The organism is Arthrobacter silvisoli (assembly GCF_003369445.1).
Taxonomy (GTDB): domain Bacteria; phylum Actinomycetota; class Actinomycetes; order Actinomycetales; family Micrococcaceae; genus Arthrobacter; species Arthrobacter silvisoli.
This window is the reverse complement of record NZ_QRCU01000076.1, coordinates 56,915-81,538: the sequence shown is the minus strand read 5'-3', so window position 1 is coordinate 81,538 and position 24,624 is coordinate 56,915. Positions and strand designations below refer to the sequence as shown.

Below are 24,624 nucleotides of genomic sequence, written 5' to 3'. Positions count from 1 at the left end.
CCAGGCGCTCCCGGACACTTCGCGCCTTGCTTGGGACCCAATCTCACTTCCCATCTGCGAGCGGATGCCCACGACGGACCTGGGACCCTGCTGCAGGAAGTTGGCTCCGACAAGGTCCTGCATAGCGCTAGCGTCCGCATCAAACGGACAGCGTCACCTTGCCGGCCACGTGGCCGTCTTCCAGGTATCGGAGGGCGTCCTTCGCCTCAGCCAGCGTGAAGCTTCTGTCGAGGGCTGGCGTTATCTCGCCGGCTTCGATGAGCCGAGAAACGTCCTGAAGGTCGGCACTACGGACCAGGCCGAAGAACATGGTCAGCCGCTGGCCGATGAAGGGCGACAGCGCAATGGCGCCCAACTGGCGGTGCAGTCCCCCTCCCAGCTTCCCGCCTCCCTCACCGCCGGTAATGACTGCCGTTCCCGTAGCTGTAAGGGCACGACGCAGGCGCGGGATCCGGGGGTTGCCCGCGATGTCCAGGATGAGGTCGAAGGGGCCGGCCTCTACGAAGTCTTCACAGGTGTAATCGATGACCTGGTCGGCGCCAAGGTCGCGGACAAACCCGACCTTTCCGGTACTGCAGGCACCGGTGACGTGCGCGCCGTAGGCTTTGGCCAGTTGGACGGCGTAGCTTCCAACGCCGCCGGATGCGCCGGTCACCAGCACTTTCTGTCCCGGCTGGATCTTTCCGGTGCGGAGGCCTTGGAGAGCGGTGACGGCGGAGACCGGCACGGCCGCGGCCTGCTCGAATGAAAGATTCTGGGGCTTTGCGGCCAGTTTGGCCTCCGGCGCAACGGCGTATTCGGCGTAAGAACCCCGGCCGCTGCCGTAGACCGCGTCGCCGACGGCGAACTTCGTGGCCTCGGGGCCCACGGCCTCCACGATACCGGCGAGATCCATGCCCAGTACCTGGTCTTTCGGCTTCCGGAGGCCAAATGCGAGACGCCCGAGGTATGGAAGGCCAGTCATTATGTGCCAGACCCCGCGGTCCACGCCGGCTGCCCGGACCCGGACCAGCACATCCTTGCCTTTGACGACCGGACGGGCCACCCGCTTCAAGCGCAGCACCTCCGGCCCGCCGTAGCTTTCCCGGGCAATAGCCCGCATGTCCGTCGTTTCGGTGCCCTGACGATGAGAGCGCTCTTGGGTTTTCACGGCATCCCTCCTGTGAGCCAACAACTTTCGTACGCTGTACGAAGGAGGCTACAGTACAGTGTACGAAAGTGGAAGGGCAAAGAGGAGCATGCAAATGACAGGCGAAGGCGCCGCAGGCCGGCCTGAGCTCAGCCGCGGGAAGGTTCTGCAGAAAGCTCTCGAGCTAGCCGACGCCGAGGGCATCACTGGCCTGTCGATACGGTCGCTCGCCCAGAGCATCGGCACCAAGCCGATGTCCCTCTACTACTACGTGGCCAACAAGGACGAAATCCTGGACGGCCTCGTGGACCTCGTCTTTGCTGAGATCAGCACCCCGCAGGCTGGCGGCGAGTGGAAGGAACAGATGCGCCGCCGCGCCCACTCGGCCCGGGAAGTGTTGCGGCGCCACCCCTGGGCGATCGGACTGCTGGAATCCCGCAAAGCTCCCGGCCCGGAGACCCTGAAGCACCACGAGGCAACTTTGGCCACACTGCGCGCGGCAGGCTTTACCGTGCAACAGACCGCCCGCGCCTACTCCCTGCTGGACAGCTACATCTATGGGTTCGCCCTTCAAGAGGCCGCGCTCCCAATCGCAGGCGGCGAGCCGATGGCTCAGGTGGCAGCCCCCATCATCGAGCGGTTCGCGAGCGGGGAATACCCGCACCTGGTTGAGATCGCCACCCAAGTTGTCATGCAGCCCGACTACGACTACGGCAACGAATTCGGCTACGGTCTGGAACTGATCCTCAAGGCATTGGAACCGGCGTCAGCTGCCTAGCTGCCGCCTGCAAAGCACAGCCCCCTCGGGAATGGTGTTTCGCCCTTACCCCAGCGCAACCGCCAGCACCCCGAGCACGACGGCGAGCAGCGGCGTCGTGCCCTGCAGCACGGCAGGGCGGAGGTACTTCCGGCCGCTGGCAAGCAGGACCAGCGAGGCCAGCAGCATGGAGCCGCAGGATGCGAAGACCAAGGTCCAGCCGATCTGCGGGCGCCCGAAAAGCACGAAGCCGATTCCGGCGAGCGCGCCCACGGCGAGGAACAGGTTGTAGAAGCCCTGGTTGAAGGCCATGGGCTTGGTGGTTTCGGCGTCGGCCTGGGACGCGACGCCGAAACGCTTCCAGGTTGCCGGCCGGGTCCACGTGACGGACTCCATCGTAAAGATGTACACGTGCAGGAGGCCGGCGAGCAGCGCAAATACCAGGGAAGCAACGGTCATGGACCGATCCTAGCCGCGCCGCCCGCGTCCGCGCCGCGTCACACGCGACCGCGGCCAGGAATCCCGCGCCGCCCGCCAGAACTCAGCAAATGCAGGCTCACCCCACCAGCCGCGCCCGCTCCCGCGGATCCAAGGCGGCAGCCGCGGCTGCCATTGCCAGGCCGAACGCGCCGTCGAGCACTGCCCGGTCCGCCGAAGCGGTGGCCCCGTGCGCCGCGAACTCCGCGGTGTGGTGCGCCGCGCCGCCCACTTCGTAGCCCACCAGCGGGTGGATGCTCGGCAAGAGCAGCGAGACGTTGCCCATGTCGGTGGACGCCACCGGCGCGGGATCGAAGGCGACATCGCGCCCACGGAGCACCATGGCTTCCCGGTACGCCTCGGACAGATAGCGGTCCTGCCGCAGTTCCGCATAGGGATTGCCCGACGGCGTCACGGTCAGCGAGGCGCGGCTGGCCAGCGCCCCGGCGTCGAGGCAGCGGCGGACCCGGTCCTCGATCACGCGCAGCGTGGCGATGTCCGGGGCGCGCATTTCCACGCTGGCGCGGGCCCGCTCGGGAATCACGTTGACCGCGCTCCCTCCCTCGGTGACGATCAGCGAGACGATGGCTCCGGCGGGCAGCTGTTGCCTGGCCAGGGCGAGGGCAGCCTGCGCCACCACCAAGGCGTCCAGGGCGTTGATGCCCTCCTCCGGAGCGGCCGCGGCGTGAGCGGGGCGGCCCTCGTAGAGCACCTCCCACATGCACATCGCAAGGGAGGTCCCGCCCACCACGTCGGAGGCGGCGGCATGGGCCATCATGGCCAGCGACACGTCGCCGAAGAATCCCTCCTCGATCATCTCCACCTTGCCGCCCACACTTTCCTCCGCCGGCGTACCGAGCACTTTGACGGTGATGCCAAGCTCGTCCGCAACGGCGGCCAGCGCCAGGGCGGCGCCCACGGCACTGGCGGCGTTGACGTTGTGCCCGCAGGCGTGGCCGATATCCGGCAGCGCGTCGTACTCGACGCAGAGCCCCACCACGAGGTTCCCGCTGCCGTAGCGCGCGCTGAAGGCCGTGGGGAGCGAGGGCTGGACGGAGTCGAAGGCGAACCCCGCGGTGCCGAGCAGGGCACGGACGCGCTTGGCCGCCCGGTACTCCTCCCCGCTCAGTTCGGGGTCCGCGTGGATCGCGTGGCTCAGGCCCAGGATGTCGGCCTCCCAGCGCTCCAACGCGGATTCCAACTGCTGCTGCACGGCGGGTGGCGCCGCAAGGGCCGCGTTGCTCATGCCTTCACCTTGACCTTCGGGTACCGGGCCGACGCCACCGAGGCCACGAGCGCGGCCACTGCGAGCGCACCCCAGATGGCGAAGAGACCGCCCTCGCTGATCCGCCCGCCGTCGGCGGTGCTTGAGGAAATCAACTTCACGACGGCGGCGCCCACCGCGATCCCGACGGACAGCGCCAGCTCGTTCAGACCGGCCGCCGTCGAGGTTTCCTCCAAGGGGACACCCTCCACCGACAGGGCACGGGTGCCCGCCTGGTACATGCCCAGGCTGAGGTTGAACAGGGCGAAGCCGGCACAGTATCCGGCCAAGGAGCCATGGGCGAGGGCCATGACGGCGAAGCCGCCGGCCAGCAGCACCCCGGCGGACACCAGGGTTGCCCGTTCGCCGAAGCTGCGCAGCACCCGGGCGGTCAGCAACGAGGACACCAGGGACAGCACCGAGCCGATGGCCAGGATGACGGCGATGTTGAAGGAACTGAGGGCGAAACCGTAGCCGGCCTTGTCCGGGTGGGCGTGCAGGAAGATGCCGTTCGTTCCGAAGTAGCTGATCGAGGCGAAACCGAAGAAGAACGTCGCCAGCGAAACCGCGCGGATCCGCGGCTTGGCGAGCATGCGCAGGTCCATGAAGCGGCCGCCCGCTTGCCGGGAGTCGATCCTCACCCAGACGGCGAGCAGGCCAAGCCCGAGCAGTCCGGCCAGGAGGGTGCGAACATCGAGCCAGCCCCATTCCGGCCCCATGGACAGCGCCACCACAAAGCCGATCAGGCCCAGCGAGCACGACATGAGCGGCGCCAGGGCGAGGCCTTCGCGGGTGGGGGTTCCGGCGTCGGGCAGGAGGAAGGAGGCAAGCAGCGCTGCGACGGCGAACGGCACCGCCACCCAGAGGCCGAGGGTCGGCTCGGAGGCGCCGATGATCCCGGCCAGCAAGCCGCCCGCACCGAAGGTGATCATAAGGACACCGATCATTACGCTGACGCCGGTGCGCATGTGGGAGGGGCTGCTGACGCGCAGGATGCCCATCATCAGCGGGATGAAACCCACCACGCAGGTGAGCATGACGACGCCGGCAGTCACCGTCCACAGCGATGGCCAGAACGCCATCATGAAGGCGCCCAGCGCCACAACTACGGCGGAGCAGCGCAGCACCAGCCGGTAGCCGTAGCTGTCGCCGAGGCGGGAGATGATCGGGGTGAGGACGGCGAAGCTGACGTTCGAGATCAGGAAGATGCCATTGATGGTGGGGTCGTCGATGGCGAAGACCGGGCCCAGTGCGGGGAGGATCGGATTCAGGTAGCCCTGGGTGACGCCGCTGAGGGATTCGACCAGGGCCATGGCCAGGATCATGCCGAGGATCGTCCTGCGGGTAAGTGCGGCCGCCGGCGCTGTCGCGGCTGGCACTGTCTTGCTTGCCATATGCTTCCTTTGGGTTCGGGGCGCCCGGAGTGGCGCGAGTCACAACGATATTCAGGCCGTCACGCACCCGCGGATTATTGACGAAAGCCTCCATCACTCGCACAAATTTGAAAGAATCTTCCATGATCTCCGAGCTGGATCTTGAAATCGTCAACGCCCTCCAGATCAACCCACGGGCCGACTGGTCCCGCGTGGCGGACGTCCTCGAACTGTCCGGCCCCACCGTGGCGCGGCGCTGGAGCGCCCTGGCCGGGCAGGGCCTGGCCTGGATCACGCCGTCTCCCGGCCCGCGCTACCTTAGCGCCGGCTGGTCCGCGTTCATCACCTTGTCCTCAGTGCCGGAACAGCACGGCGCCCTGATCGAGCGGCTGTGCGCCGAACCGGCGTTCGGCACAGTGTCCCTGGTGTCCGGGCCGCACGACCTGTTCGTGGACTGCTTTGCCTCCAGCCACGAGGAGCTGATGGCGATCGTCACCGGCTCCTTCGCGGACCTGCCCGGCGTCACCCGGCGCGAAGTGGTGTTCGTGACCCGGCTGTACAGGCAGGCCTCGGACTGGCGTAGCGGCACCCTCGAGCCCGCACGGGCCCGGCTCATGGCCAAGGAGACCACTCCCGCCCCGCCGGCCTACTCCCCCGACAAGCTCGACGCCGACCTCTTGGAAGCCCTGGCCCGGGACGGCCGGGCGGGCTGGGCCGGGCTCGGCGCCGCGTGCGGGGTTTCCGCCCAGACCGCGCGCCGGCGGGTGGAACGCTTCCTCGCCGCCGGCTACATCACCATGCGCTGCGACACCGCGGCCGTGGTGCAGCAGAACCTGCGCGAAGTGAGCCTTGCCCTCAATGTCCCGGCCAGCCAGGTGGACGACGTCGGCCGCTACTTCGCGGCACTGCCCAGTTGCCGCCTCAGCGCCCAGGTTCTGGGCGCCCAGAACCTGGTGGTCACCTTCTGGGTGCGCGACTACCTTGAGATCCAAGCGCACGAACGCGAGCTGGCGGCCCGCGCGCCCGGCAGCACGGTGATCTCCCGGCAGGCGGTGGTGCGCACCTACAAACGCCTGGGCCACATCCTGGACCGGAACGGCCGCAGTACGGGCGTGGTGCCGCTGCCGCTGTGGCGGGAGGGGCCGTAGCGGGGCATTCCGGGGTTCCAGACAAAACCGGGAGTAATGCGGCCCGCGCCACAGGGCATTCGTCGTTTAGTGGGAACAGCCCGGCTGCAACGACGCCGCCGGCACCAGCAGAACGAGACCCAGGATCCCCATGCTTCCCGCAGCGCCCCTCCGCCAGCCCCGAGCCGCAGCCGCCCCGCAGCACGGACCACATCTTTCCGACACAGCACCCGACACAGCACCCGACACAGCACCCGACGCCGGCACCCGCCTCCCGGGCCACCTCACCGGAGCCGAAACCTCGGCTGCCGGGACTCCCGGCAGCGAGGTGCCCAGCAGCGCCTGGCGGCTCAGGGTGGACGCGTGGGAATACCTGGGTTACGCAGTCAAGCAGGCGGCCGCCGTCGGGCACGGACGCGGAACGGACAGCCCCGGCAACGGGCGGCTGTCCGCCGAAGCTGCACGGCTGCTGCCCACGTTGGAGGCCTTGGAAATGTACTGGGCCGCGCCGGGCCAGGGCTACGTGGCGGAGCTGCGGCATAGCCTGGAACAGGGCGATTACGCCGGGGCACTGGCACTGATCGAGCCGGTCACGCGGCGGCTGTCCCGGCACGGGCAGGTGTCCCCGGAAACGGCGCCGGACCCGGAGCGCGAAGCCGAGCAAGCCGAAGGCCACGCCGAAACCCGGCGGCGCTTCGAGGTGCTGGTCATCGACGACATGTCCGAGGCCGAGCGTGAGGCCATGCGGGCCGATCTGTTGGCCCAGCGCCGCCCGGCCGACGAGTTCGTCTACGAGCCGGTGTTCGTGCCCAGCTTCGAGGACGCCCTGGTGGCCGTGCTCCTCAACCCGGACCTCCAGGCCTGCGTGCTGCGGCCCGGTTTCGTGGCCCGCAGCCGGCAGCGGCTGAGCCGGGACCTGCGCACTTTCCTGGAGGGCTTCATCGGCAGCGAGGTGCCCGCCCGGCCGATGGACCGGATCCTGATGCTCGCGGAAAAGCTCGGTGGGCTGCGCCCTGAGCTGGACCTTTACCTGGTGGCCGGGGTGTCCATCGAGGAACTGGCGGGCTCCCTGACCCGCCGTTTCCGCCGCCTGTTCCGCCGCCAGGACAGCCTGGAACTGCACTTGTCCCTGCTGGGCGGTGCGGCAGCTCGCTACGAGGCGCCGTTCTTCCACGCCGTGCAGCAGTACAGCCGCAAGCCCGCCGGGGTGTTCCACGCCTTGCCGGTTTCGCGCGGCGGCTCGGTGGTCAACTCGAAATGGATCGACGACCTGGGCGAGTTCTACGGACTGAACCTGCTGCTGGCCGAAACCTCGGCGACCTCCGGCGGGCTGGACTCCCTCCTGGACCCGCACGGCTCCCTGAAGAAGGCGCAGTCCTTGGCAGCCAGGGCCTACGGGGCGCAGAGGTCGCTGTTCGTCACCAACGGAACCTCCACGGCCAACAAGATTGTGCACCAGTCGATCGTGGCGCCCGGGGACGTGGTGCTGGTGGACCGCAACTGCCACAAGTCCCACCACTACGCCCTCATGCTGGCTGGCGCACAGGTTGCCTACCTGGACGCCTACCCGCTGGACGAGTTCTCCTTCTACGGCGCGGTGCCGCTGGAGAGCATCAAGCGCATGCTCCTGGACTACCGCCGGGCGGGGCGGCTGCACGAGGTCAAGATGCTGGCCCTGACCAACTGCACCTTTGACGGGATCGTCTACGACGTGGAACGCGTCATGGAGGAATGCCTGGCCATCAAGCCGGACCTGGTGTTCCTCTGGGACGAAGCCTGGTTTGCGTTCGCCGGTTTCCACCACATCTACCGGCGCCGCACGGCCATGGCAGCGGCGCAGAAACTCGAAAAGCAGTTCCGGGATCCCGCGTACGCGCGGAAGTACGCCGAACAGCAGCGGCGGCTTGGCGCCGCAGGCGGTACCGGGGTGAACAGCGCCGCCGTCGGGGGTCTTGAAAACGTCAGCGACGAGCAGCTGCTGCAGACCCGGCTCATCCCGGACCCGGCGACGGCGCGGCTGCGGGTCTATGCGACGCAGTCCACGCACAAGACGCTCACCTCGCTGCGGCAGGGTTCGATGATCCACATCCACGACCAGGACTTTGGGCAGCTGAACGCTGAGAGCTTCCACGAGGCGTACATGACGCACACCTCCACCTCGCCGAACTACCAGATCCTGGCTTCCCTGGACATGGGGCGCCGGCAGGTGGAGTTCGAAGGCTACGAGCTGGTGCAGCGGCAGGCGGACCTGGCGGTGAGCATCGCCCAGGCCGTGGCACGGCACCCCCTGCTGAAGAAATATTTCCGGGTCCTTGGCACGCGGGACCTCATCCCGGCGAAGTACCGCGAAACGCAGCGGCAGATGCCGCTGCGCGACGGGCTTGCGGCGATGGCGGAGTCGTGGCGGCGCGACGAGTTCGTGGTGGACCCCAGCCGGCTGACCCTGCACATCGGGCTCTCGGGCGTGGACGGCGACACCTTCAAGCACGAATACCTGATGGACAAGTACGGCATCCAGGTCAACAAGACCTCGCGGAACAGCGTGCTGTTCATGACCAACATCGGCACCTCCCGCAGTTCGGTGGCGTACCTGGTGGAGGTGCTGGTGAAGCTCGCGGAATCGTTCGAGGACGAGCAGGCGGCCATGAGCGGCCTGGGCCGGCGGGCTCACGAAGCCCGCGTGGCGGCACTGACCAGCTCGCCGCCACCACTCCCCGACTTCAGCCGCTTCGCGGAACGTTTCAGGGTGGATTCGCTGACGCCCGACGGCAACATGCGGGACGCCTACTTCGCGACGTACAAGCCGGGGGCCACGGAATACCTCGACGCCGGCGAGCTCGCCCGCCGGGTGGCGGCGGGCGAGGAACTTGTGTCGGCATCGTTCGTCACGCCGTATCCGCCCGGGTTCCCGGTGCTGGTGCCGGGCCAGGTGATCACGGCCGAAACCCTGGCCTTCATGTCGGCGCTCGACACCCGGGAGATCCACGGCTTCAACGCGGAGCTGGGTTTCCGGGTGCTGACGGGCTAGGTACTACTCCCCCAGCGTCCGCAGCGTGGCCGCGGCGAACTCCCTGGCCGTAGCGCTCCAGCGGCCCAGCAGGCCCTGGAGGTTCTCGCCGTCAGCCCGGTGCGCGGCGGTTTCAGCCTCGAGGGCGGCCAGGATGGCGGTGCGCAGTTCGGTGTTGAAGTTGACCTTGCCGACGCCCAGGGTGCGTGCCTTCAGCAGCTCATCGGCGGGGATGCCCGAGGCGCCGTGCAGCACCAGCGGCACGTTCGCGACCGCGGAGATCCGTTCCAGCACATCCCAGCGGATCTGCGGGGCGCCCTTGTACTTGCCGTGCACGTTGCCGATGGCCACGGCCAGCAGCTGCGCGCCGGAGCGCTCCGCGAAGTCGCGCACCTGGGCGGGATCGGTGAGACCTGCGGCCTGAACGTCCGAGTCGAGCGCGAAGGCCTTGTCCTCGTCGCCGGCCAGCCCGCCGAGTTCCGCTTCGAGCACGACGGCGGGTCCGCCGTCGGCGTCCATGGCATCTGAGTGGGCGGGTCCGCCGTCGGCGTCCAAAGCGGCACGCACCTCGCGCACCAGCGCGATGTTCTCCTCGAAGCCGAGCGAGGAACCGTCCGCGAGCACACAGTCGGCGCCGGAGCGGACGGACTCGACGATGACCGCGAGGTCCGAGGCGTGGTCGAGCTGGACGCACACCGGAACCGAAGCGCCGTCGGCCAGTCCGCGGAGGGCGGCGATGAGACGCTGGCCCGCACGCGTGGCCGCGGTCTTGGGTGCGACGTTGAGGATCACCGGCAGGCCGGTTTCCTCGGCGGCCTCCACGACGGCGGTGGCGGTAGTGAAGTCGTAACAGGTAAACGCCGGAACGGCCGCCCCGCGCTGCAGGGCGGCCGTTACCAGTTCGTCGAGTCTGGCTCGCATCAGTGGGCCAGGCCTCCCACCAGGATCCAGAGGAGGAAGGTCAGGGCGAAGCCGGCCAGGCCGAGGATGGTGGTGAGGACGGTCCAGGTCTTGAGGCCGTCCGCCACGGTGATGCCGTAGTAGCGGACCACCACCCAGAAGCCTGCGTCGGTGACGTGGCTCAGGCCGAGGGCGCCGAATCCGATCGCGATGACGATGAGGGCGATCTGAACGGGGGTGTAGCCGCCGCCCTGCACTGCCGCGGTGAGCAGGCCGGTGGTGGTCACGATGGCCACCGTGGCCGAACCCTGGGCGGCGCGCAGGGCCAGGGAGATGATGAAGCCGAGCAGGATGATCGGCAGGCCCATGCCGGACAGGGTCGAGGAAAGGGCAGCGCCGATGCCGCTGACCTTCAGGACTTCCCCGAACACGCCGCCGGCGGCGACGATCATGAGGATCGAGCCGATCGGGGGCAGGGACTGTTCGAAGATTTCGCCGGTCTCGGACAGCGACCAGCCGCGGCGCACGGCCAGCAGGAAGAAGGCCAGGATGACGGCGACGAGCAATGCGAACGCCGGGGTGCCGATGAACGCGAACACGCCGTAGAGCTCATGGGTCTTCGGCAGGACCAGCGTGCCGACGGTGCCGACCATGATCTGCACGATGGGGGTGGCGATCAGCGCCATGATGAGGCCGGCGGACGGCGGGGCCATGACGGCGGAGTTGATCGAGGTGGCGCCGGGGCCGGACGTGGTGGCGTGCTGGCGCTTGTGGCCTTCGTGGACAGTATCCGGATTGCCGTATTCAGCGAGCTGGGCCTTGACGGACGGCAGGAGCTCCATTTCGCGGCGGTTCATCAGAGCGCCAACGAAGTAGGAGAGGAAGCCAAGCGGCACGCAGATAGCCAGGGACAGCATGGTGATGAGTCCGACGTCGGCCCCCAGGACGCCCGCGCCGGCCACGATGCCCGGGTGCGGCGGGACGGCCACGTGGATGGCGAGCATGATGCCGGCCATGGGCAGGCCGAACTTGATCGGGTGCAGGTTCAGGAGCTTGGAGAAGGCGTAGACGATCGGGACCAGCACGATCACGCCCACCTCGAAGAACACCGGGATGGCGACCAGGAAGCCGACGGTGGTCAGGGCGATGCCCACGCGGGTGCGGCCGAAGCGCCCCACGAAGTGGTCCGCGAGGGACTGCACGCCGCCGGAAACTTCGATCATGCGCCCGAGGATGGCACCGAGGGAGATGAGCAGCGCCACCTTGCCCATGGTGGTGCCGACGCCGCTGGTGACGACGGTGAAGATGTCCTTGAGCGGGATCTGGGCCGCGAGGGCGACGCCGATGCTCACGGTGAGCAGGGCGACGAAGGCCTGGACTTTGAAGCGGATGATCATGACCAGCAGCGCGGCGACGCCGAGGGCGGCGATGGTCAGCAGCAGCGGGGTGCCAAGCTCCACGGCCGGCTTGATGACGGGAGGGGCATCTGCGGCCCGCACCGCCAAGGAAGTGATGAGGGGATTCATCGGGGATTGTCTCCTTTGACGTGCTAGTTAAAGGCTAGCGGGGTTGCTTGACGGCGGAGGGGGACCGCCGTCAAGCGGCTTTGGGGATGTACTGCTTGGGGGCTTGTTACTTGGTGGCGTGTTACTTGGTGCGCCGGGTGGGCGCGACGACCTTGATGACTGCGGAGTCGTCGGCGGCGGCGAGGCCCTGGGCCTGGCCGAGCAGGTAGAGCTGTTCTGCGGCGGCGGCCACGGGTGCGGCCAGTCCGGCGGCGCGGGTGGCCTTGCCCACGATGCCCATGTCCTTGACGAAGATGTCCAGGCGGGACAGCACCTCGGCGCCGTCTTCGCTGTAGGCCTCGAGGATGCGCGGGCCGCGGTTGGAGAGCATGAAGGAACCTGCGGCGCCTGCTTCGAGGGCGGCCAGGGTCTTCTCCTGGTCCAGGCCGAGGGCGTCGGCAAGGGCCAGGGCTTCGGCGGCGGCCGCGATGTGCACACCGCACAGCAGCTGGTTGACGGTCTTGAGGGCCTGGCCGTCGCCGGGCTTGTCGCCCACGATGCTGAGCGTGGACGCCAGCAGCTCCAGTGCGGGGCGGGCCTTTTCGAGGGCGCCCGGGGCGGCGCCGACCACGATCAGCAGATCGCCTTCGCCGGCGCGCTTGGGTCCGCCGGACAGCGGCGCGTCAACGAGGTCGACGCCGTACGCCGCCAGCCGCTCGACCGTTGCCGGGATTGCTTCGGTGCCCACGGTGCTGCCGAGGATGACGACGGCGCCCGGCTTGAGCACGGAGGCCACGCCGTTCCCGCCGAAGAGGACGTCGTTGAGCTGTTCGCCGTTGCGGACGGCCAGCAGCAGGGCATCGGCATCCTGGGAAGCTTCGCGGGCCGAGGCGAAGGTCTTGATGCCGGCGTCGCGGGCCAGGTCCAGCCGCGGTTCGGCGATGTCGAAACCGTGGACGGTCAGCTGGGAGGCCAGGCGGGTGGCCATGGGCAGGCCCATGGCGCCCAGGCCCAGGACGGTGACGGTGTAGTTGCTGGTCATGGTGTTCTCCATTGAATTCTTAGAAGGAAGTGCTGAGCTTGCGGGTGACCTGGGCGAGGGAGTCGTCGTTGCCCACGTTGCCGGCAAAGACGATGTACGGGATGCCCTTGGCGGGGCCGTCCACCGGCTCCCAGAGGGAGACGATGCCCGGGAGCATCGGCCCGCGGACGATCGCGTGGCGGATTTCCAGGCCGTGCGCGGCGACGTCGGAGGAGGTGATGCCGCCCTTGGCGATGACGAAGCGCGGCGGGAAGGTCTTCAGCGTGCGGTTCACCACGCTCACGACGGCGGCGGAGACGGTGCGGGCGATCCGCAGGCTCGCGGCGGCGTCGTCGCTCTTGATCAGCAGCCGGCTGGTGTGGACGATCACGTCGCCTTCGTGCAGGGCATCGACGACGGCGGACACGACGGTGCCGAGGTAATCGTCAGCTTCGCTTTCGTCTGCGAGCAGCTTCTCGACGTCGATCTCGACGATGCGGGCGGAGCTGTGCTCGGCGGTGAGGACGTTGAGCTGGCGGGTGGTGAGTCCCACGTGCGAGCCGACCACGATCAGGCCGCCGGCGGTGGAGGGGGTGTTGCCCTCATAGGCTTCCTCGCCGCTGAGGGCGGCACGGATTTCCTGGCCGATGCGGCCGCGGACGAACGGCGGGCCCACGCGGTAGAGGAGCTTCTTTCCGCGGTGTTCGGCTTCCTCGAGGCCGAGGGCGAGCAGGCGGAAGTCGTTTTCGGTGACGATGTCGGCCACGATCGGTGTGGAGTCGGTGGCGGATTCGATGGCGTCGGCGATGGCCTTGGCGGAGATCGCGGGGGCGCCTGCAGCGGCACCCGCGCGGATGGTGTTCAGGTCCAGCACGATCACGTCCCCGGCGGCCAAGCGGCCTCCGGACTTTTCCTCCACGTACTTCGCCATCTCGGAGTTGGCGAAGCCGAAGGTGGCGTCCTTGGCGAATTCGGTCTCGGAGACCGGGGTGAGGGTGCCGGCATCGCCGCGCATGTAGTGCACGCCGCCGATGGTGACCCGGCCGGCGTCGGGGAAGGCCGGAACGATCACCACGCCGTCGGTGGCAACACCGTCAACCTCGGCGACCGTGGCCGCGATGACGTCCGTTTCCAGCGGGTAGTGGCCGCGGAGGGTGGAGTCGGAGCGGCTGACGAAGCCCACGCGGACGCCGGCGGCCGGGGCTGCGGCGAGGGCGTTGCGGACGATTTCCTCATTGCGGGCGGCGGCCTCGGCGGGGTCCAGGCTGCGGGTGTTGGTGAGGACGTAGACAGCGGGTTCCAGGCCGTTTCCGACCACGTGGGTGAAGGCCCAGCCGAAGTCGGCGACGTCCCAGCGGGTCAGCACGGGCAGTTTCGCCACGGATTGGGTTCCGGTGGGGTCGTCGTCCAGGACCACGAGGATACGCGGCGAGGCGGCAGCGGACGCGGCGACGGCGTCGGCCACGAGCTGGGCGGGAACCTGGACTTCGGCCGGGAAGGCGGCCAGGACGTCGGCTTCAAGGGCCACGGGCACTCCATTGTGTGGGAAGGCTGTTTTGTTCAGGAATGTAAGATGTCAGACATCTTGCATTTGCACCAGTGTGACACGGCCGGCCACCACGGCGCAAGTGACCTGCGTCGCTACGATGGCCGGATGGCTGACACCTTGACCCGGGCCGGCTCCTGCACGGCCGACGCCGGCGGCAACGGCGAGGGAATCACAGCGCCTGGCCATATCCCAAGGAACCCCGGCCGGCTCTTCGCCGACCGCGGGCTTGTTCCCAGTCGCGGCCGGGGCTCCAACGTCGAGCCTGCAGCTTTCCGCGGCAACATTCCGAAAAAAGGCCACGCCGCGCCGCATGTTTCCACAAGGCAGCCAGGCGCCGATCGAAAGATGCCGCGGAATCCACCACGCCCTGGCCCAATCTCAATGGGCTGCCCGACATTCTGCCGGATCACCCGGCACCACGACCTGAGGAAACCGTGAAGGCCCTGCGCTTTCCAGCCAACGCGGGGGTGATCCAGCAGAGTGTGCATGCTGGAAGCGTTTCCAGAGTTTCGCCAGATCGATCACCAAAACTCGCAAACGGTCCCGGAAAATCGTGGATAAACGTCCAGCAAACGCTTACAGTTGTGACTTGCCACACAGCACCCCGTCTCGTGAAAGGCTCAATCACTTGTCATTCCCCAGAACCTCCAAGCGCACAGCTGCGCGCCGGACCGGCCACCGTCGGCCGCTCGGCCGGGCCGCCGCCGTCGTCCTGGCCGCAGCACTGGCCTGTTCCACTACCGCACCGGCAGGCGCCGCAGAAACCGCCCGGAAACCCTCGCCCGACGCCGGGCACTCGGTCCGCGGCGGCATCAGCGAGCAGAATTTCTACTTCGTCATGGCCGACCGTTTCAACAACGGCAGCACCGCCAACGACACCGGCGGCCTCGGCCCGGACCCCTTGGTTTCCGGCTTCGAACCCACCCGCAAGGGCTACTACAACGGCGGGGACCTCAAGGGCATGCAGGACCGCCTGGACTACATCAAGGGCCTGGGCACCAACGCCCTCTGGCTCACCCCGAGCTTCAAGAACAAAGCAGTCCAGGGCGGCGGGCAACTGGACAACAGCTCGGCCGGTTACCACGGTTACTGGGTCACGGACTTTACCCAGATCGACCCGCACCTGGGCACGAACGCCGAGCTGAAGTCGCTGATCGACGCCGCTCACTCACGCGGCATGAAGGTCTACTTCGACATCATCGCCAACCACACCGCGGACGTCATCCAGTACCGGGAGACCTCCTCCGCGCCCTACATCTCCAAGGCCACCGAACCCTACCGCACCGCAAGCGGCGAGGTCTTCGACGACCATGCATACGCCGGCACCCAGGACTTCCCGACCCTCGACGCGGCCACATCCTTCCCCTATACGCCGTTCGTTCCCGACGCGGAGAAGGACGTCAAGGTCCCGGCCTGGCTCAACGACCCCACGCTCTACCACAACCGCGGCAACACGAACTTCGCCGGTGAGGACTCCACCTACGGGGACTTCTTCGGCCTGGACGATCTCTTCACGGAGCAGCCGCGCGTGGTCAACGGCATGGTGGACATCTACACGGGCTGGATCCGGGACTTCGGGATCGACGGCTTCCGGATCGACACCATGAAGCACGTCAACGACGAGTTCTGGCAGCAGTTCGGCCCGCGGGTCCTCAGCTACGCGAAGGCCCAGGGCAAGGACGAGTTCTTCATGTTCGGCGAGGTCTTCGACACCTCCAAGAGCCTCACCTCGAAGTACACCACCCGGAACCAAATGCAGGCCGTGCTGGACTTCGGTTTCCAGGGCGCGGCCCGCAGCTTCGCCTCGCAAAGCAGCAAGGCATCCGGCCTGCAGGACTTCTTCGGCGGGGACGACTGGTACACCGACGCCGACTCCAACGTCTACCAGCTGCCCACCTTCCTGGGTAACCACGACATGGGCCGGATCGGCATGTTCATCTCCCAGGACAACGCCGGTGCCACCGACACCGAGTTGGTCAAGCGGGACAGCCTGGCCCACGAACTGATGTACTTCTCGCGCGGCAACCCCGTGGTCTACTACGGCGACGAACAGGGCTTCACGGGAGCCGGCGGGGACCAGGACTCCCGCCAGCCGATGTTCGCCAGCCAGGTCCAGGAATACCTCGACGACGACCTGCTGGGCACCTCGGCCACGCACGCCACCGCCAACTTCACCACCGGTCACCCCCTATACCGCAAGATCAAGGAACTCGCCGCCCTCACCAAGGAGCACCCCGCCCTGCGCGACGGCGCCCAGCAGCACCGCTATGCCGCGGACGGTCCCGGCATCTACGCTTTCTCCCGCACCGGAGCCACGGAACAGCGCGAGTACCTGGTGGCGCTGAACAACAGTGAAACCACACAGACCGCCGCCGTGCCCACCTACCGGGCCAACGCCGGATTCAAGCGGATCTACGGCGACGCGGCAAAGGAACTCACGACGGCGGCGGACACCACCCTGGCCATCACCGTGCCGCCGCTCTCGGCTGTGGTGTACCGCGCCGTCGACAAGCTCCCCGCCTCCCTGGCGGCGCCCGCCGTCGCGCTTGGCAAGCCCGCCACCGCCGCCGCGGACAGCAGCCGCATGAAGGTCAGTGCCGCCGTCGACAGCGCGTCGTTCAACGAAGTCAGCTTCGAAGCCCGCGTTCCGGGCGGCGACTGGCAGCGGATCGGCGTCGATGACAACGCCCCGTACCAGGTCTTCCACGACGTGTCCGCCCTGGCATCGGGCACCAGCGTCGAATACCGGGCCGTCGTGCTGGACAACGCCGGCCACACTGCCACCAGCGATATCCGCAGTGGGACCGTCGGCGAACCCACCCAGCCGGATTCGGTCACGGTGGCCGGCAGCCTCAACAGCGAACTGGGCTGCTCCGCGGACTGGCAGCCCGGCTGCGCCCAGGCCGGCATGAACTACGACCCCACGCACCGGCTGTGGCTGCTGCGCGTCCCGGAACTGCCGGCCGGCCACTACGAGTTCAAGGCGGCACTCAACGGCAGCTGGGACGAGAACTACGGAGCAGGCGGGGAGGCCAACGGAGCCAACATCGCCCTGGACCACCCGGGCGGCGCTGTCACGTTCATCTACGACCACAGCACCAACGTCATCCGTGCCGCCTACGCCGGACAGCAGCCTGGAGCTGTGTCCGTGCCAGGCAGCCTGGACTCGGAACTGGGCTGCGCCGGGGACTGGATGCCGGATTGCGCCCAGGCCCAGCTCGCCTACGATCCGGCCGAAGGCCTCTGGAAGCTCCCCGTAGCCGACCTCCCGGCGGGCAGTTACGAATTCAAGGCCGCCATCAACAATTCCTGGGCTGAGAACTACGGGCTGGGCGGTGCGGCCAACGGCAGCAATATCCTGCTCAACCACCCCGGCGGCCCGGTGACCTTCCGCTACGACCCGGCCAGCCACCTCATCATGGCCGGCTGAAGCCCTCCACCCCTATAGACTCGTAAAACCCTGGCCCGCGTTGCGTCGATTGTGCGCAACGCGGGCCAGTGTTTCACCGGGTGACAGGCGGGGCGCTGCAACGCGGCGTAAAATGTCAGACATCTATGGTGTTGCCCTCGCGGCGACACCGGCAAGCCGGCCCAGCCGGCGCAAGGGAACGGAGCACCATGGCACGCAAGTCGCTGGTCGGCGTCGTCGCTGATGAGTTGCTGGACCGCATCGTGGCGGGCGAATTTCCGCCCGGAACGGTGGTCCCCGGGGAACTCGAGCTCAGCGCGAAACACGAAGTCAGCCGGATGACCGTCCGCGAAGCCATGAAGACCCTCCAGGCGCAGCAGATCCTCAGCGTGGAACGCGGCCGCGGAACCTTCGTGAACCCGCTCAGCCGCTGGGCCTCCCTCGAGGCTGTGCTGCGCGCCGCCTCCGAAGGGGAGAACGACGCCGCCGCGGCCGTCCAGCTCATCGAACTGCGGCGCATGCTCGAAACCGGAGCCTGCGAACTGGCAGCGTCCAGGATCTCGGCAGCGGAAGTGGATAAGCTCCGCGGCCACGTCGACGCCATGCAGGCAGCCCACGAGAGCAACGACGTCTCCGCGTTCGTGGAGGCGGACCTGGCCTTCCATGACGTGATCCTGCACGCCTCCGGCAACGTGTTCGTCGCCGTGCTCTTCGAGCCCCTGCACCGCGTCCTGGAAACCCGCCGAACCCAGACCTCCAAGGTTCCCGAGATCCAGGAACACGCGATCGGGCACCACCGCAACATCCTCGACGCGCTGGCCGCCGGCAGCCCGGACAAGGCGCGCCAGGCCATGGACGCCCACATGCAGCAGACCCTGGACGACCTGAAGAACTACGTACTGGAGGCCTAAGGGCCCTCGCCCCCGTTGCGGGGCCCGCTCTGCGTCCAATGGATCCTCCAAAGGACGCAGAGCGGGCCCCGCATTTTGTCTGGAATCGCCGGTGAGTGTCTAGCCGCGAGCTCCGGCCTGGGTTAGCCTGCTCTCACCGCCTGCTTGCCGGGCCATGCCCGCCCGCAGGCATCAAGGACGATCGCGAGGAGCACAAAAATGGCTGACCACACTTACAGCATTTCCGAGATTGTTGGGACTTCTTCCGAAGGCATCGACGCCGCCATCAAGAACGGCATCGCCACCGCAAAACAGACCCTCAGGCACCTCGACTGGTTCGAAGTGAAGGAAATCCGCGGCCACCTCAGCGAGGGCGACGTGGCCGACTGGCAGGTCACCATCAAGCTAGGCTTCCGGCTGGAACGCTGACTCCACGCGCACCGGCCGCACCCGGGAAAGGGGCAGCACCCGGGATACCGGAAAGTACTTTGCGGGGAGGACCGGCGCATCTTGGGCGCCCGGTCCTCCCCGTTCTTGTTGCCGGGGTAGCACGGCGGGGCCGGCGTGCCACCGTCTCATCTGGATCAGGCGATGGCTCCATTCGCCTTCCGATCGATAATGGCGGTGATAATGTCCAGCGCGCGGGCCAATTGCAGGTCCGAGGGCGCACCGTAGCCGATAACCAGCCCGTTCTCCGGGGCGGCTTCGGCAAAATACCCCTCCAAGGCCACCACGCACACGTCGTGCTTCAGCGCTTCTTCGACGACGGCGCGGGCGTCCACGCTCCCGTCGAGGCGGACGATGGCGTGGAGTCCGCCGTCGAGGGCTGCCAGCTTCAGGTCGTCCCGCGCTCCCAGGCGGTCGATCATCAGCGCCCGCCGGTGGGCATACTGGCGCCGGGCCCGGGCAATGTGCCGTGCCAGCCCGCCGCCGTCGACGTAGTTGGCCAGCGCGGACTGCAAGATACCTGACACCGGGGTATCCAACTCTTCCCTGGCCCTTTTGATCCGCTCCCCCGCGGCTCCCCGGACTACGAGGTAGCCGCAGCGCAGCCACGGACTCAGGGTTTTCGAGAAGGAACCGATCAGGACCACTTCGGCGTTGGACGGCAGGGAGGCAAGCGCCGGCAAGGGCATCCTCGTATGGCGGAATTCGCTGTCGTAGTCGTCCTCGAGAACGGTCACGTGGTTCCGCTCGGCCCACTCGAGCAGGGCGAGGCGTTCCTGGACGGGCATCCGGCCACCCAGCGGATATTGGTGGCTGGGGGTTAGCAGGATGGCATCCGGGCGGGACCGCAGGGCGTTGAGCCGGCGCACTTTGGTCCCGTCTTCTCCCACCGGAATGGCCTCAACGAGAGCACCCGCGGCTTTAAGGACCCGGCGGGCGGTCGGGTACCCGGGGTCTTCAACAAAGACCCTGGGAGCGCCGGCAGTGCTTCGCAGTGCCGTTACGATCAGCTGGAGTGCGTCGCTGGTTCCGGCGGTGATGACAATGTCCGCCGCATCCACGGTGAGTCCGCGGGACGCGCCGAGGTGGCGGGCCAAGGCGGCACGCAGGGCGGGCATTCCCGACGCCGGCGGGGGCTGGATCTGGACCGGCTCAGCTATGGCTTTCCGCCAGGCTGCCCGCCATTCGCGGTCCCGGAACGGCTCGCCCGAGGGCCTGCCGGGAGTCAGGTCAATCATGGCTTTCGGCGGCGACGCGGGCTTGGGAGCGGCCTTCGGCGCCGGCGTTCCATAGCCGTCGAGCCGCACTGCCACGCGGGTACCGGCCGATCCGCGGCTTTCCAGATACCCCTCGCCGGAGATCTGCTCGTAGGCCCGCACCACGACTCCGCGGGAGACGCCCAGCTCGTCGGCAAGACGCCGCGAAGCGGGCAGGGTGTGTTCAGGCCGAAGGGTTCCTTCGAGGATCGCCTCCCGAAGCCGGCCGGCGAGCTGCGCGGCCAAGGGAACAGGGCTGGCGCGGTCCAGGACTATCGGAAGTTCAGCCTTCATTTTGGACCTCTCAGTCTCTTTATTCTTGGACCTATGTTAGGACCAAATCGGCTGTGAGCATGAGTACGGGGGTGCTTGCGGAGCCCTCCGCAAGCACCCCGCCCGACCGCCTGACGCCCGCCCGAGGAGCCACCATCATGTTCACCGGCCTCAACGCCTTTCCGCTGACCCCCTTGGCTGAGCAGCGCATCGACGACGCCGCATTCACCGGTTTGGTGGAGCGCCTCGCAACGGCCGGCGTCGACGGGATCACCGCCCTGGGATCGACCGGTTCCTACGCCTATTTCACCCGGGAAGAGCGCGCCCGCGTGGCACGGCTGGCCGTCGAGGCCGCCGGCAACGTACCGGTCGTCATCGGAGTGGGCGCGCTGCGCACCAAGCACGTCCTCGAACTCGTGGAGGACGCCCAGGATGCCGGCGCTTCGGGAGTGCTGCTTGCGCCGGTCTCCTACCAGGCCCTCACCCCTGAGGACGTGTACGGCCTGTTCGAGGACGTGACCCGCGAACTGTCCGTTCCGCTGGCGGTCTACGACAACCCCGGCACCACCCGCTTCACCTTCACCGACGAGCTCTACCAGGCCATCGCCGCGTTTCCGCACGTTGCCTCCATCAAGATCCCCGGGGTTCCCGCCGATCCCCATGCGGCGTCCGCGCGGATCGCCCACCTGCGCAGCATCCTTCCGTCCCACGTCACCATCGGGGTCTCCGGCGACGCGTTCGCTGCGACCGGGCTGAACGCCGGGTGCGACGCCTGGTATTCGGTGATCGGCGGGATCCTGCCCGCCCCGGCCCTGGCCCTGATCCGGGCCGCCCAATCCGGGAATCCCAACGAAGCACGGGAGACCTCCGCGCACCTGCAGCCCCTCTGGGACCTGTTCGGCCGCCACGGCAGCATCCGCGTGACTGCGGCGATCGCCGAACACCTCGGACTCGTTGCGTCGCACAGCCTCCCGCTGCCGATCAGGGGGCTCGACGGCGGCGACCGTGCCGCCGTCGAGCGCGTCTGCGAACTGCTGGACCTGGCCGCAAGCACCAGTCCGCGGTGAAAAGCACAGTGAAAAGCACCATCGCGCCCGTGACGGGCCAGCAACCGCGCTTGCCGGACAGCCCTCGCGAGGCTGCCACTGGCCTGGTCCGGTACGTCGCCGCGGCAACCCTGGCCCGCACCGCCGATGGGGGCGCGGTGGTGGCCATCGTGCTGCTGGCGACCACCAGCGGCGAACCGGGGTGGCTTGCCGGCCTGCTGGGTGCGGCGATCACGGCCCCACACTTGGCCGGCCCATTCATCGCACGGGTACTCGACACCGCGAAGGACGGGCGCACCGTCATTGCCTGGGCCTGCATCTTCCATGGTGCGACGTTGGCCGCCGCCGTCCTCGCCTACCCGCACGTGTGGACGGTCATCACTGTGGCGCTGCTGGTTATCTCGGGGCTGGTCGGCCCCCTGCTCACGGGCGGCATCAGCAGCCGCCTTCCGGCGATTGCCGGACCCGACCGCACGAGCCAGCGCCGCGCGCAGGGCTGGGATGTGGCCACCTACGGCATCGGGGGCACCATCGGCCCCTCGCTCGTGGCTGCGATCTCCGCCTGGTCCAGCCCGACCGTGGCAGCACTGGTACTGGCCGCCGGAACCTTCGGCGCCGCGGGGCTCATACGCCTGCTTCCCCATGCGGCACCTCCGGCCGGCTCGGGCGAGGTTCCCCACCCTGCACAAACCCTCCGGCTGATGCTCACCACCGGACCGCTGCGCCGAACCCTCTATCTGACCGTGATCGTGGCGTTCTCCGTCGCGGCGCTCCCGATCACCGCCGTCGGTGCCGCCGTTCCCCTCGGCGTCGCCCCGGCCGCCGCCGGGATCCTGACGGCGGCCTACGGGCTGGGCGGCCTGGCCGGTTCCGGAGTGCTGATGATCAAACCGCTGCCCGGCGACGCCGACCGCACCATGACCGTTCTGGCGGCTGTCGTCGCTGCCGCGCTGGGCCTCGTTGCGCTCACGGGCTTGTTTTGGGCGGCAATCGGCGCCTACGCCGTTGCAGGGGCGGCAAACTCGCTGTTCTTTGCGGCGACCTTGGCCGCACGCAGCGAATATGCGCCCGCCATGGCACGGGGCCAGGTGTTCATCTGGGTTGGGGCTCTGAAAATCGCCGCGGGCTCTGGCGGCACCGCGTTTGCCGGGGCCACGATCGCAGCGGCGCTGCACGCGCCGCTGATCATCGCCGTCGCCCTCACGCTGGCCTTTTCCGGGGCATCATTCCTCGACCGTATGCGCGAACGCCGGGCGGCCTGATGCCCGGGCCCGAAGGCTAGGCGGCCCAGACTTCGAGGGGGTCGTTGCCGCAGATCAGGCGGCGGCCGCCCTGCTCCAGGACGATCCACAGCATGCGGTGTCCGCCGGCCACTTCGTCGACGATGCCGTTGTCGTAGCCCCAGCCGTCCTCGTGGACCCAGACGGCGTCGCCGCGGGTGAAGGTGGACCAATCAGCGGGCGGGACGAGCCGGGCTTCGGGCGCGGGCTTGCTAGGTGCAACCGCGGGGATCACGCCGAAACCGCCATGGCCGGACGCGGGCGCCACATGGTGGGAGTACCGTTGTGGGCCGGGAAGACGTGGCCTTCGGCGAAGGTCTGCACGGCCTGGGGCTCGGCGTCGGGGCTCCAGGGCCCCGAGGCGGGGACGTGGGAACCGGTAGGGCTGACGGGGGCAACGCGGTTGCCCAGGAGTGCGATGCGCTTCATCGTTGAACCTCATGCTTGGCCGTTGGTGATCGGGACTTCCTCAAGCCTAGAAAGTCGCGCAGCTCACACCAATGGGCATTTGGCCAGAGATAGCCCAATGCGATGTGCAGACAGACAATTGCACGGTCCCGGGGTTGATCAGGCGAACGGTTCGAGCCAAGTCAGCACGGAGCCGTCTTCCTCGATGTGCTCGGTGAGTTCGGCATTGAACACGGCCCCGTAATCGGCGGTGATGTGCTCACGGAAGGCTTCATCGTCGCGATACACCTCGAACACGAAGTACTCCCGCGGATTGGATTCGCGGGTGTACGGCAGGAACAACTGGTTGCCGGGTTCCTGGCGCACGCGTTCCGTCAGCTCGCGCATCATCGCCGCGACCCGTTCCTCGCTGCCGGGCTTGACGGTGAATTCGGCATACAGTGTCTTGGCCATGCGTGGCTCTCCTTGCTTTGGTGATGGGCTTGGGCAGGACTTCAGTACGACGGCAGCAGCTCGCCGGAGCCGCGCACGATCAGTTCGGAGGGGACCACGTAAGTCCGCGGCGCGCCGTCGTCGCCATCTATCCGGGCAAGCAGCCTTTCCGCTGCGAGCTTGCCGATCCGTTCAGGATGCTGGGCAATCACGGTGATTCCGGGATCCATCATGTCGGAAAGGGCAAAGTCATCGAAGCCCACCAACGCCACGCGGCGACTCGCGCCCAGTTCCTTCAATGCGCGCATGACCCCGAAGGTGACCAGGTTCTGGCTGGAGAAGATGGCGGTAGGCGGTTCATCCGAGGACAGGACGGCAAGGGCCGCCAGCCGCGCTGATTCCACATCCCGCAGCCCTTCCCGGACGTAAACAGTGGAGGTGGGGATGCCGGCCTGGCCCAGTTGCTCGAGGAAGCCGCGGCGGCGTTCCCGTGCCGTCTGGATTTCCGGCGTGTCACCAAAGTAGGCCAGCCGGGTGTGGCCGTGGCCCACCAAGTGGGCCGCGGCCCGGGCGGCTCCCGCAGCGTTATCCGTGACCACGGCGTCTGCCTCGATGCCCACCGGTTCGCGGTCGATGAAGACCATGGGGAGGTCCCGTGAATGCTCCGGGATCACGTACGCCTGGTTCCTGCCGATCGGCGTGAGCACCATGCCATCCACCCTTCGGCCGAGGAAGGCCGCCACGAGCGCCTTTTCGCGTTCGGGATCGTCGTCGAGGCTCGCCGCGAAGACCGCGATTCCGCGTTCGGAGAGGGTGTCCTCCAGCGCGCGGTGTATTTCGCTGCTGAAGGGATTGGCCACGCTTGGCAGGAGCAAGCCGATGGACAGGGTTTGGCGTCCGGACCGGCGCAGGCTGCCGGCAGCCATATCCAACTGGTAGTTCAACTGCCGGCTGGCCTGCAGGACACGCTGCCGGGTTGCTTCGGATACCCCGGGTTCGTCATTCATGACGCGCGAGACGGTCTTGATGCCGACGCCCGCGAGGGCAGCAACGTGGCGCATGGTCGGACGCCCG

General features: G+C 68.0%; 21 protein-coding genes. 8 read left to right on the top strand and 13 right to left on the bottom strand.

Features of this window, described 5'->3' with window-relative positions:
• Positions 1-139 precede the first annotated feature (139 nt).
• Entirely contained in the window at positions 140-1,150 is a 1,011-nt protein-coding gene (locus DWV11_RS17300) for an NAD(P)-dependent alcohol dehydrogenase (protein ID WP_245953749.1), read from the bottom strand.
• Between the two features lie 94 nt (positions 1,151-1,244).
• Here DWV11_RS17300 and DWV11_RS17295 point away from each other — a divergent pair, with 94 nt between their 5' ends.
• A complete protein-coding gene (locus tag DWV11_RS17295; protein ID WP_115790159.1) occupies positions 1,245-1,907 on the top strand; it encodes a TetR/AcrR family transcriptional regulator in 663 nt (220 codons plus the stop codon).
• Positions 1,908-1,952: 45 nt separating this feature from the next.
• Here the strand turns inward: DWV11_RS17295 and DWV11_RS17290 are convergent, their stop codons facing one another.
• From DWV11_RS17290 to DWV11_RS17280, 3 genes are all read right to left on the bottom strand, one after another.
• Complete coding sequence (locus tag DWV11_RS17290) at positions 1,953-2,345, bottom strand: DUF1304 domain-containing protein (RefSeq protein ID WP_115790158.1); 393 nt, start codon at positions 2,343-2,345, stop codon at positions 1,953-1,955.
• A 97-nt stretch (positions 2,346-2,442) separates the two neighbouring features.
• A complete protein-coding gene (locus tag DWV11_RS17285) occupies positions 2,443-3,609 on the bottom strand; it encodes an amidohydrolase (protein WP_210725784.1) in 1,167 nt (388 codons plus the stop codon).
• Positions 3,606-5,021 (bottom strand): MFS transporter, encoded by a 1,416-nt coding sequence (locus DWV11_RS17280; RefSeq protein ID WP_115790157.1) that lies wholly within the window; start codon positions 5,019-5,021, stop codon positions 3,606-3,608. The genes DWV11_RS17285 and DWV11_RS17280 overlap by 4 nt, the downstream gene beginning before the upstream one ends.
• A 122-nt stretch (positions 5,022-5,143) precedes the next feature.
• Here DWV11_RS17280 and DWV11_RS17275 point away from each other — a divergent pair, with 122 nt between their 5' ends.
• Positions 5,144-6,148, top strand: a complete 1,005-nt coding sequence (locus DWV11_RS17275; RefSeq protein WP_115790156.1) for an Lrp/AsnC family transcriptional regulator — start codon at positions 5,144-5,146, stop codon at positions 6,146-6,148.
• 130 nt (positions 6,149-6,278) lie between these two features.
• Positions 6,279-9,155 carry an aminotransferase class I/II-fold pyridoxal phosphate-dependent enzyme gene (locus DWV11_RS17270; RefSeq protein ID WP_115790155.1) on the top strand — a complete coding sequence of 959 codons (2,877 nt, stop codon included), beginning with the start codon at positions 6,279-6,281 and terminating at the stop codon, positions 9,153-9,155.
• A 3-nt stretch (positions 9,156-9,158) separates the two neighbouring features.
• On the opposite strand, the gene DWV11_RS17265 is transcribed toward DWV11_RS17270, so the two are convergent.
• From DWV11_RS17265 to DWV11_RS17250, 4 genes are all read right to left on the bottom strand, one after another.
• Complete coding sequence (locus DWV11_RS17265; RefSeq protein ID WP_115790154.1) at positions 9,159-10,055, bottom strand: class II fructose-bisphosphate aldolase; 897 nt, start codon at positions 10,053-10,055, stop codon at positions 9,159-9,161.
• Positions 10,055-11,560 (bottom strand): GntP family transporter, encoded by a 1,506-nt coding sequence (locus DWV11_RS17260; RefSeq protein ID WP_115790153.1) that lies wholly within the window; start codon positions 11,558-11,560, stop codon positions 10,055-10,057. The genes DWV11_RS17265 and DWV11_RS17260 overlap by 1 nt, the downstream gene beginning before the upstream one ends.
• 121 nt (positions 11,561-11,681) lie before the next feature.
• Positions 11,682-12,581 (bottom strand): NAD(P)-dependent oxidoreductase, encoded by a 900-nt coding sequence (locus DWV11_RS17255; RefSeq protein WP_115790224.1) that lies wholly within the window; start codon positions 12,579-12,581, stop codon positions 11,682-11,684.
• Positions 12,582-12,600: 19 nt separating this feature from the next.
• Positions 12,601-14,088 (bottom strand): four-carbon acid sugar kinase family protein, encoded by a 1,488-nt coding sequence (locus DWV11_RS17250; RefSeq protein ID WP_115790152.1) that lies wholly within the window; start codon positions 14,086-14,088, stop codon positions 12,601-12,603.
• Between the two features lie 649 nt (positions 14,089-14,737).
• Between DWV11_RS17250 and DWV11_RS17245 the strand changes: the two genes are divergently transcribed.
• From DWV11_RS17245 to DWV11_RS17235, 3 genes are all read left to right on the top strand, one after another.
• Positions 14,738-17,539 carry an alpha-amylase family glycosyl hydrolase gene (locus tag DWV11_RS17245; RefSeq protein WP_115790151.1) on the top strand — a complete coding sequence of 934 codons (2,802 nt, stop codon included), beginning with the start codon at positions 14,738-14,740 and terminating at the stop codon, positions 17,537-17,539.
• A gap of 188 nt (positions 17,540-17,727) precedes the next feature.
• Positions 17,728-18,429, top strand: coding sequence for a FadR/GntR family transcriptional regulator (locus DWV11_RS17240; RefSeq protein ID WP_115790150.1), 702 nt, complete (start codon positions 17,728-17,730; stop codon positions 18,427-18,429).
• A gap of 198 nt (positions 18,430-18,627) precedes the next feature.
• A complete protein-coding gene (locus tag DWV11_RS17235; protein ID WP_115790149.1) occupies positions 18,628-18,837 on the top strand; it encodes a dodecin in 210 nt (69 codons plus the stop codon).
• 155 nt (positions 18,838-18,992) lie between these two features.
• On the opposite strand, the gene pdxR is transcribed toward DWV11_RS17235, so the two are convergent.
• Complete coding sequence (gene pdxR / locus DWV11_RS17230) at positions 18,993-20,405, bottom strand: MocR-like pyridoxine biosynthesis transcription factor PdxR (RefSeq protein WP_115790148.1); 1,413 nt, start codon at positions 20,403-20,405, stop codon at positions 18,993-18,995.
• Positions 20,406-20,542: 137 nt separating this feature from the next.
• Between pdxR and DWV11_RS17225 the strand changes: the two genes are divergently transcribed.
• Positions 20,543-21,451 (top strand): dihydrodipicolinate synthase family protein, encoded by a 909-nt coding sequence (locus tag DWV11_RS17225; RefSeq protein WP_115790147.1) that lies wholly within the window; start codon positions 20,543-20,545, stop codon positions 21,449-21,451.
• Between the two features lie 8 nt (positions 21,452-21,459).
• On the top strand, positions 21,460-22,692 hold the full coding sequence (locus tag DWV11_RS17220) for an MFS transporter (RefSeq protein ID WP_210725783.1): 1,233 nt from the start codon (positions 21,460-21,462) through the stop codon (positions 22,690-22,692).
• Positions 22,693-22,708: 16 nt separating this feature from the next.
• Here DWV11_RS17220 and DWV11_RS17215 read toward each other — a convergent pair whose 3' ends face one another.
• The 4 genes from DWV11_RS17215 to DWV11_RS17200 form a co-directional block, all read right to left on the bottom strand.
• On the bottom strand, positions 22,709-22,945 hold the full coding sequence (locus DWV11_RS17215) for a hypothetical protein (protein WP_115790146.1): 237 nt from the start codon (positions 22,943-22,945) through the stop codon (positions 22,709-22,711).
• Positions 22,942-23,139, bottom strand: coding sequence for a hypothetical protein (locus DWV11_RS17210; RefSeq protein ID WP_115790145.1), 198 nt, complete (start codon positions 23,137-23,139; stop codon positions 22,942-22,944). The genes DWV11_RS17215 and DWV11_RS17210 overlap by 4 nt, the downstream gene beginning before the upstream one ends.
• A 138-nt stretch (positions 23,140-23,277) precedes the next feature.
• On the bottom strand, positions 23,278-23,571 hold the full coding sequence (locus DWV11_RS17205) for a putative quinol monooxygenase (protein ID WP_115790144.1): 294 nt from the start codon (positions 23,569-23,571) through the stop codon (positions 23,278-23,280).
• A gap of 41 nt (positions 23,572-23,612) precedes the next feature.
• Positions 23,613-24,611 carry a LacI family DNA-binding transcriptional regulator gene (locus DWV11_RS17200; protein ID WP_115790143.1) on the bottom strand — a complete coding sequence of 333 codons (999 nt, stop codon included), beginning with the start codon at positions 24,609-24,611 and terminating at the stop codon, positions 23,613-23,615.
• Positions 24,612-24,624 lie beyond the last annotated feature (13 nt).

Bases quoted from the DNA above. Each gene is read 5' to 3' on its own strand.
- DWV11_RS17295 (WP_115790159.1), top strand. From the start codon at position 1,245: ATGACAGGCGAAGGCGCCGCAGGCCGGCCTGAGCTCAGCCGCGGGAAG.
- DWV11_RS17290 (WP_115790158.1), bottom strand. From the start codon at position 2,345: ATGACCGTTGCTTCCCTGGTATTTGCGCTGCTCGCCGGCCTCCTGCAC.
- DWV11_RS17285 (WP_210725784.1), bottom strand. From the start codon at position 3,609: ATGAGCAACGCGGCCCTTGCGGCGCCACCCGCCGTGCAGCAGCAGTTG.
- DWV11_RS17280 (WP_115790157.1), bottom strand. From the start codon at position 5,021: ATGGCAAGCAAGACAGTGCCAGCCGCGACAGCGCCGGCGGCCGCACTT.
- DWV11_RS17275 (WP_115790156.1), top strand. From the start codon at position 5,144: ATGATCTCCGAGCTGGATCTTGAAATCGTCAACGCCCTCCAGATCAAC.
- DWV11_RS17270 (WP_115790155.1), top strand. From the start codon at position 6,279: ATGCTTCCCGCAGCGCCCCTCCGCCAGCCCCGAGCCGCAGCCGCCCCG.
- DWV11_RS17265 (WP_115790154.1), bottom strand. From the start codon at position 10,055: ATGCGAGCCAGACTCGACGAACTGGTAACGGCCGCCCTGCAGCGCGGG.
- DWV11_RS17260 (WP_115790153.1), bottom strand. From the start codon at position 11,560: ATGAATCCCCTCATCACTTCCTTGGCGGTGCGGGCCGCAGATGCCCCT.
- DWV11_RS17255 (WP_115790224.1), bottom strand. From the start codon at position 12,581: ATGACCAGCAACTACACCGTCACCGTCCTGGGCCTGGGCGCCATGGGC.
- DWV11_RS17240 (WP_115790150.1), top strand. From the start codon at position 17,728: ATGGCACGCAAGTCGCTGGTCGGCGTCGTCGCTGATGAGTTGCTGGAC.
- DWV11_RS17235 (WP_115790149.1), top strand. From the start codon at position 18,628: ATGGCTGACCACACTTACAGCATTTCCGAGATTGTTGGGACTTCTTCC.
- pdxR (WP_115790148.1), bottom strand. From the start codon at position 20,405: ATGAAGGCTGAACTTCCGATAGTCCTGGACCGCGCCAGCCCTGTTCCC.
- DWV11_RS17225 (WP_115790147.1), top strand. From the start codon at position 20,543: ATGTTCACCGGCCTCAACGCCTTTCCGCTGACCCCCTTGGCTGAGCAG.
- DWV11_RS17210 (WP_115790145.1), bottom strand. From the start codon at position 23,139: ATGAAGCGCATCGCACTCCTGGGCAACCGCGTTGCCCCCGTCAGCCCT.
- DWV11_RS17205 (WP_115790144.1), bottom strand. From the start codon at position 23,571: ATGGCCAAGACACTGTATGCCGAATTCACCGTCAAGCCCGGCAGCGAG.
- DWV11_RS17200 (WP_115790143.1), bottom strand. From the start codon at position 24,611: ATGCGCCACGTTGCTGCCCTCGCGGGCGTCGGCATCAAGACCGTCTCG.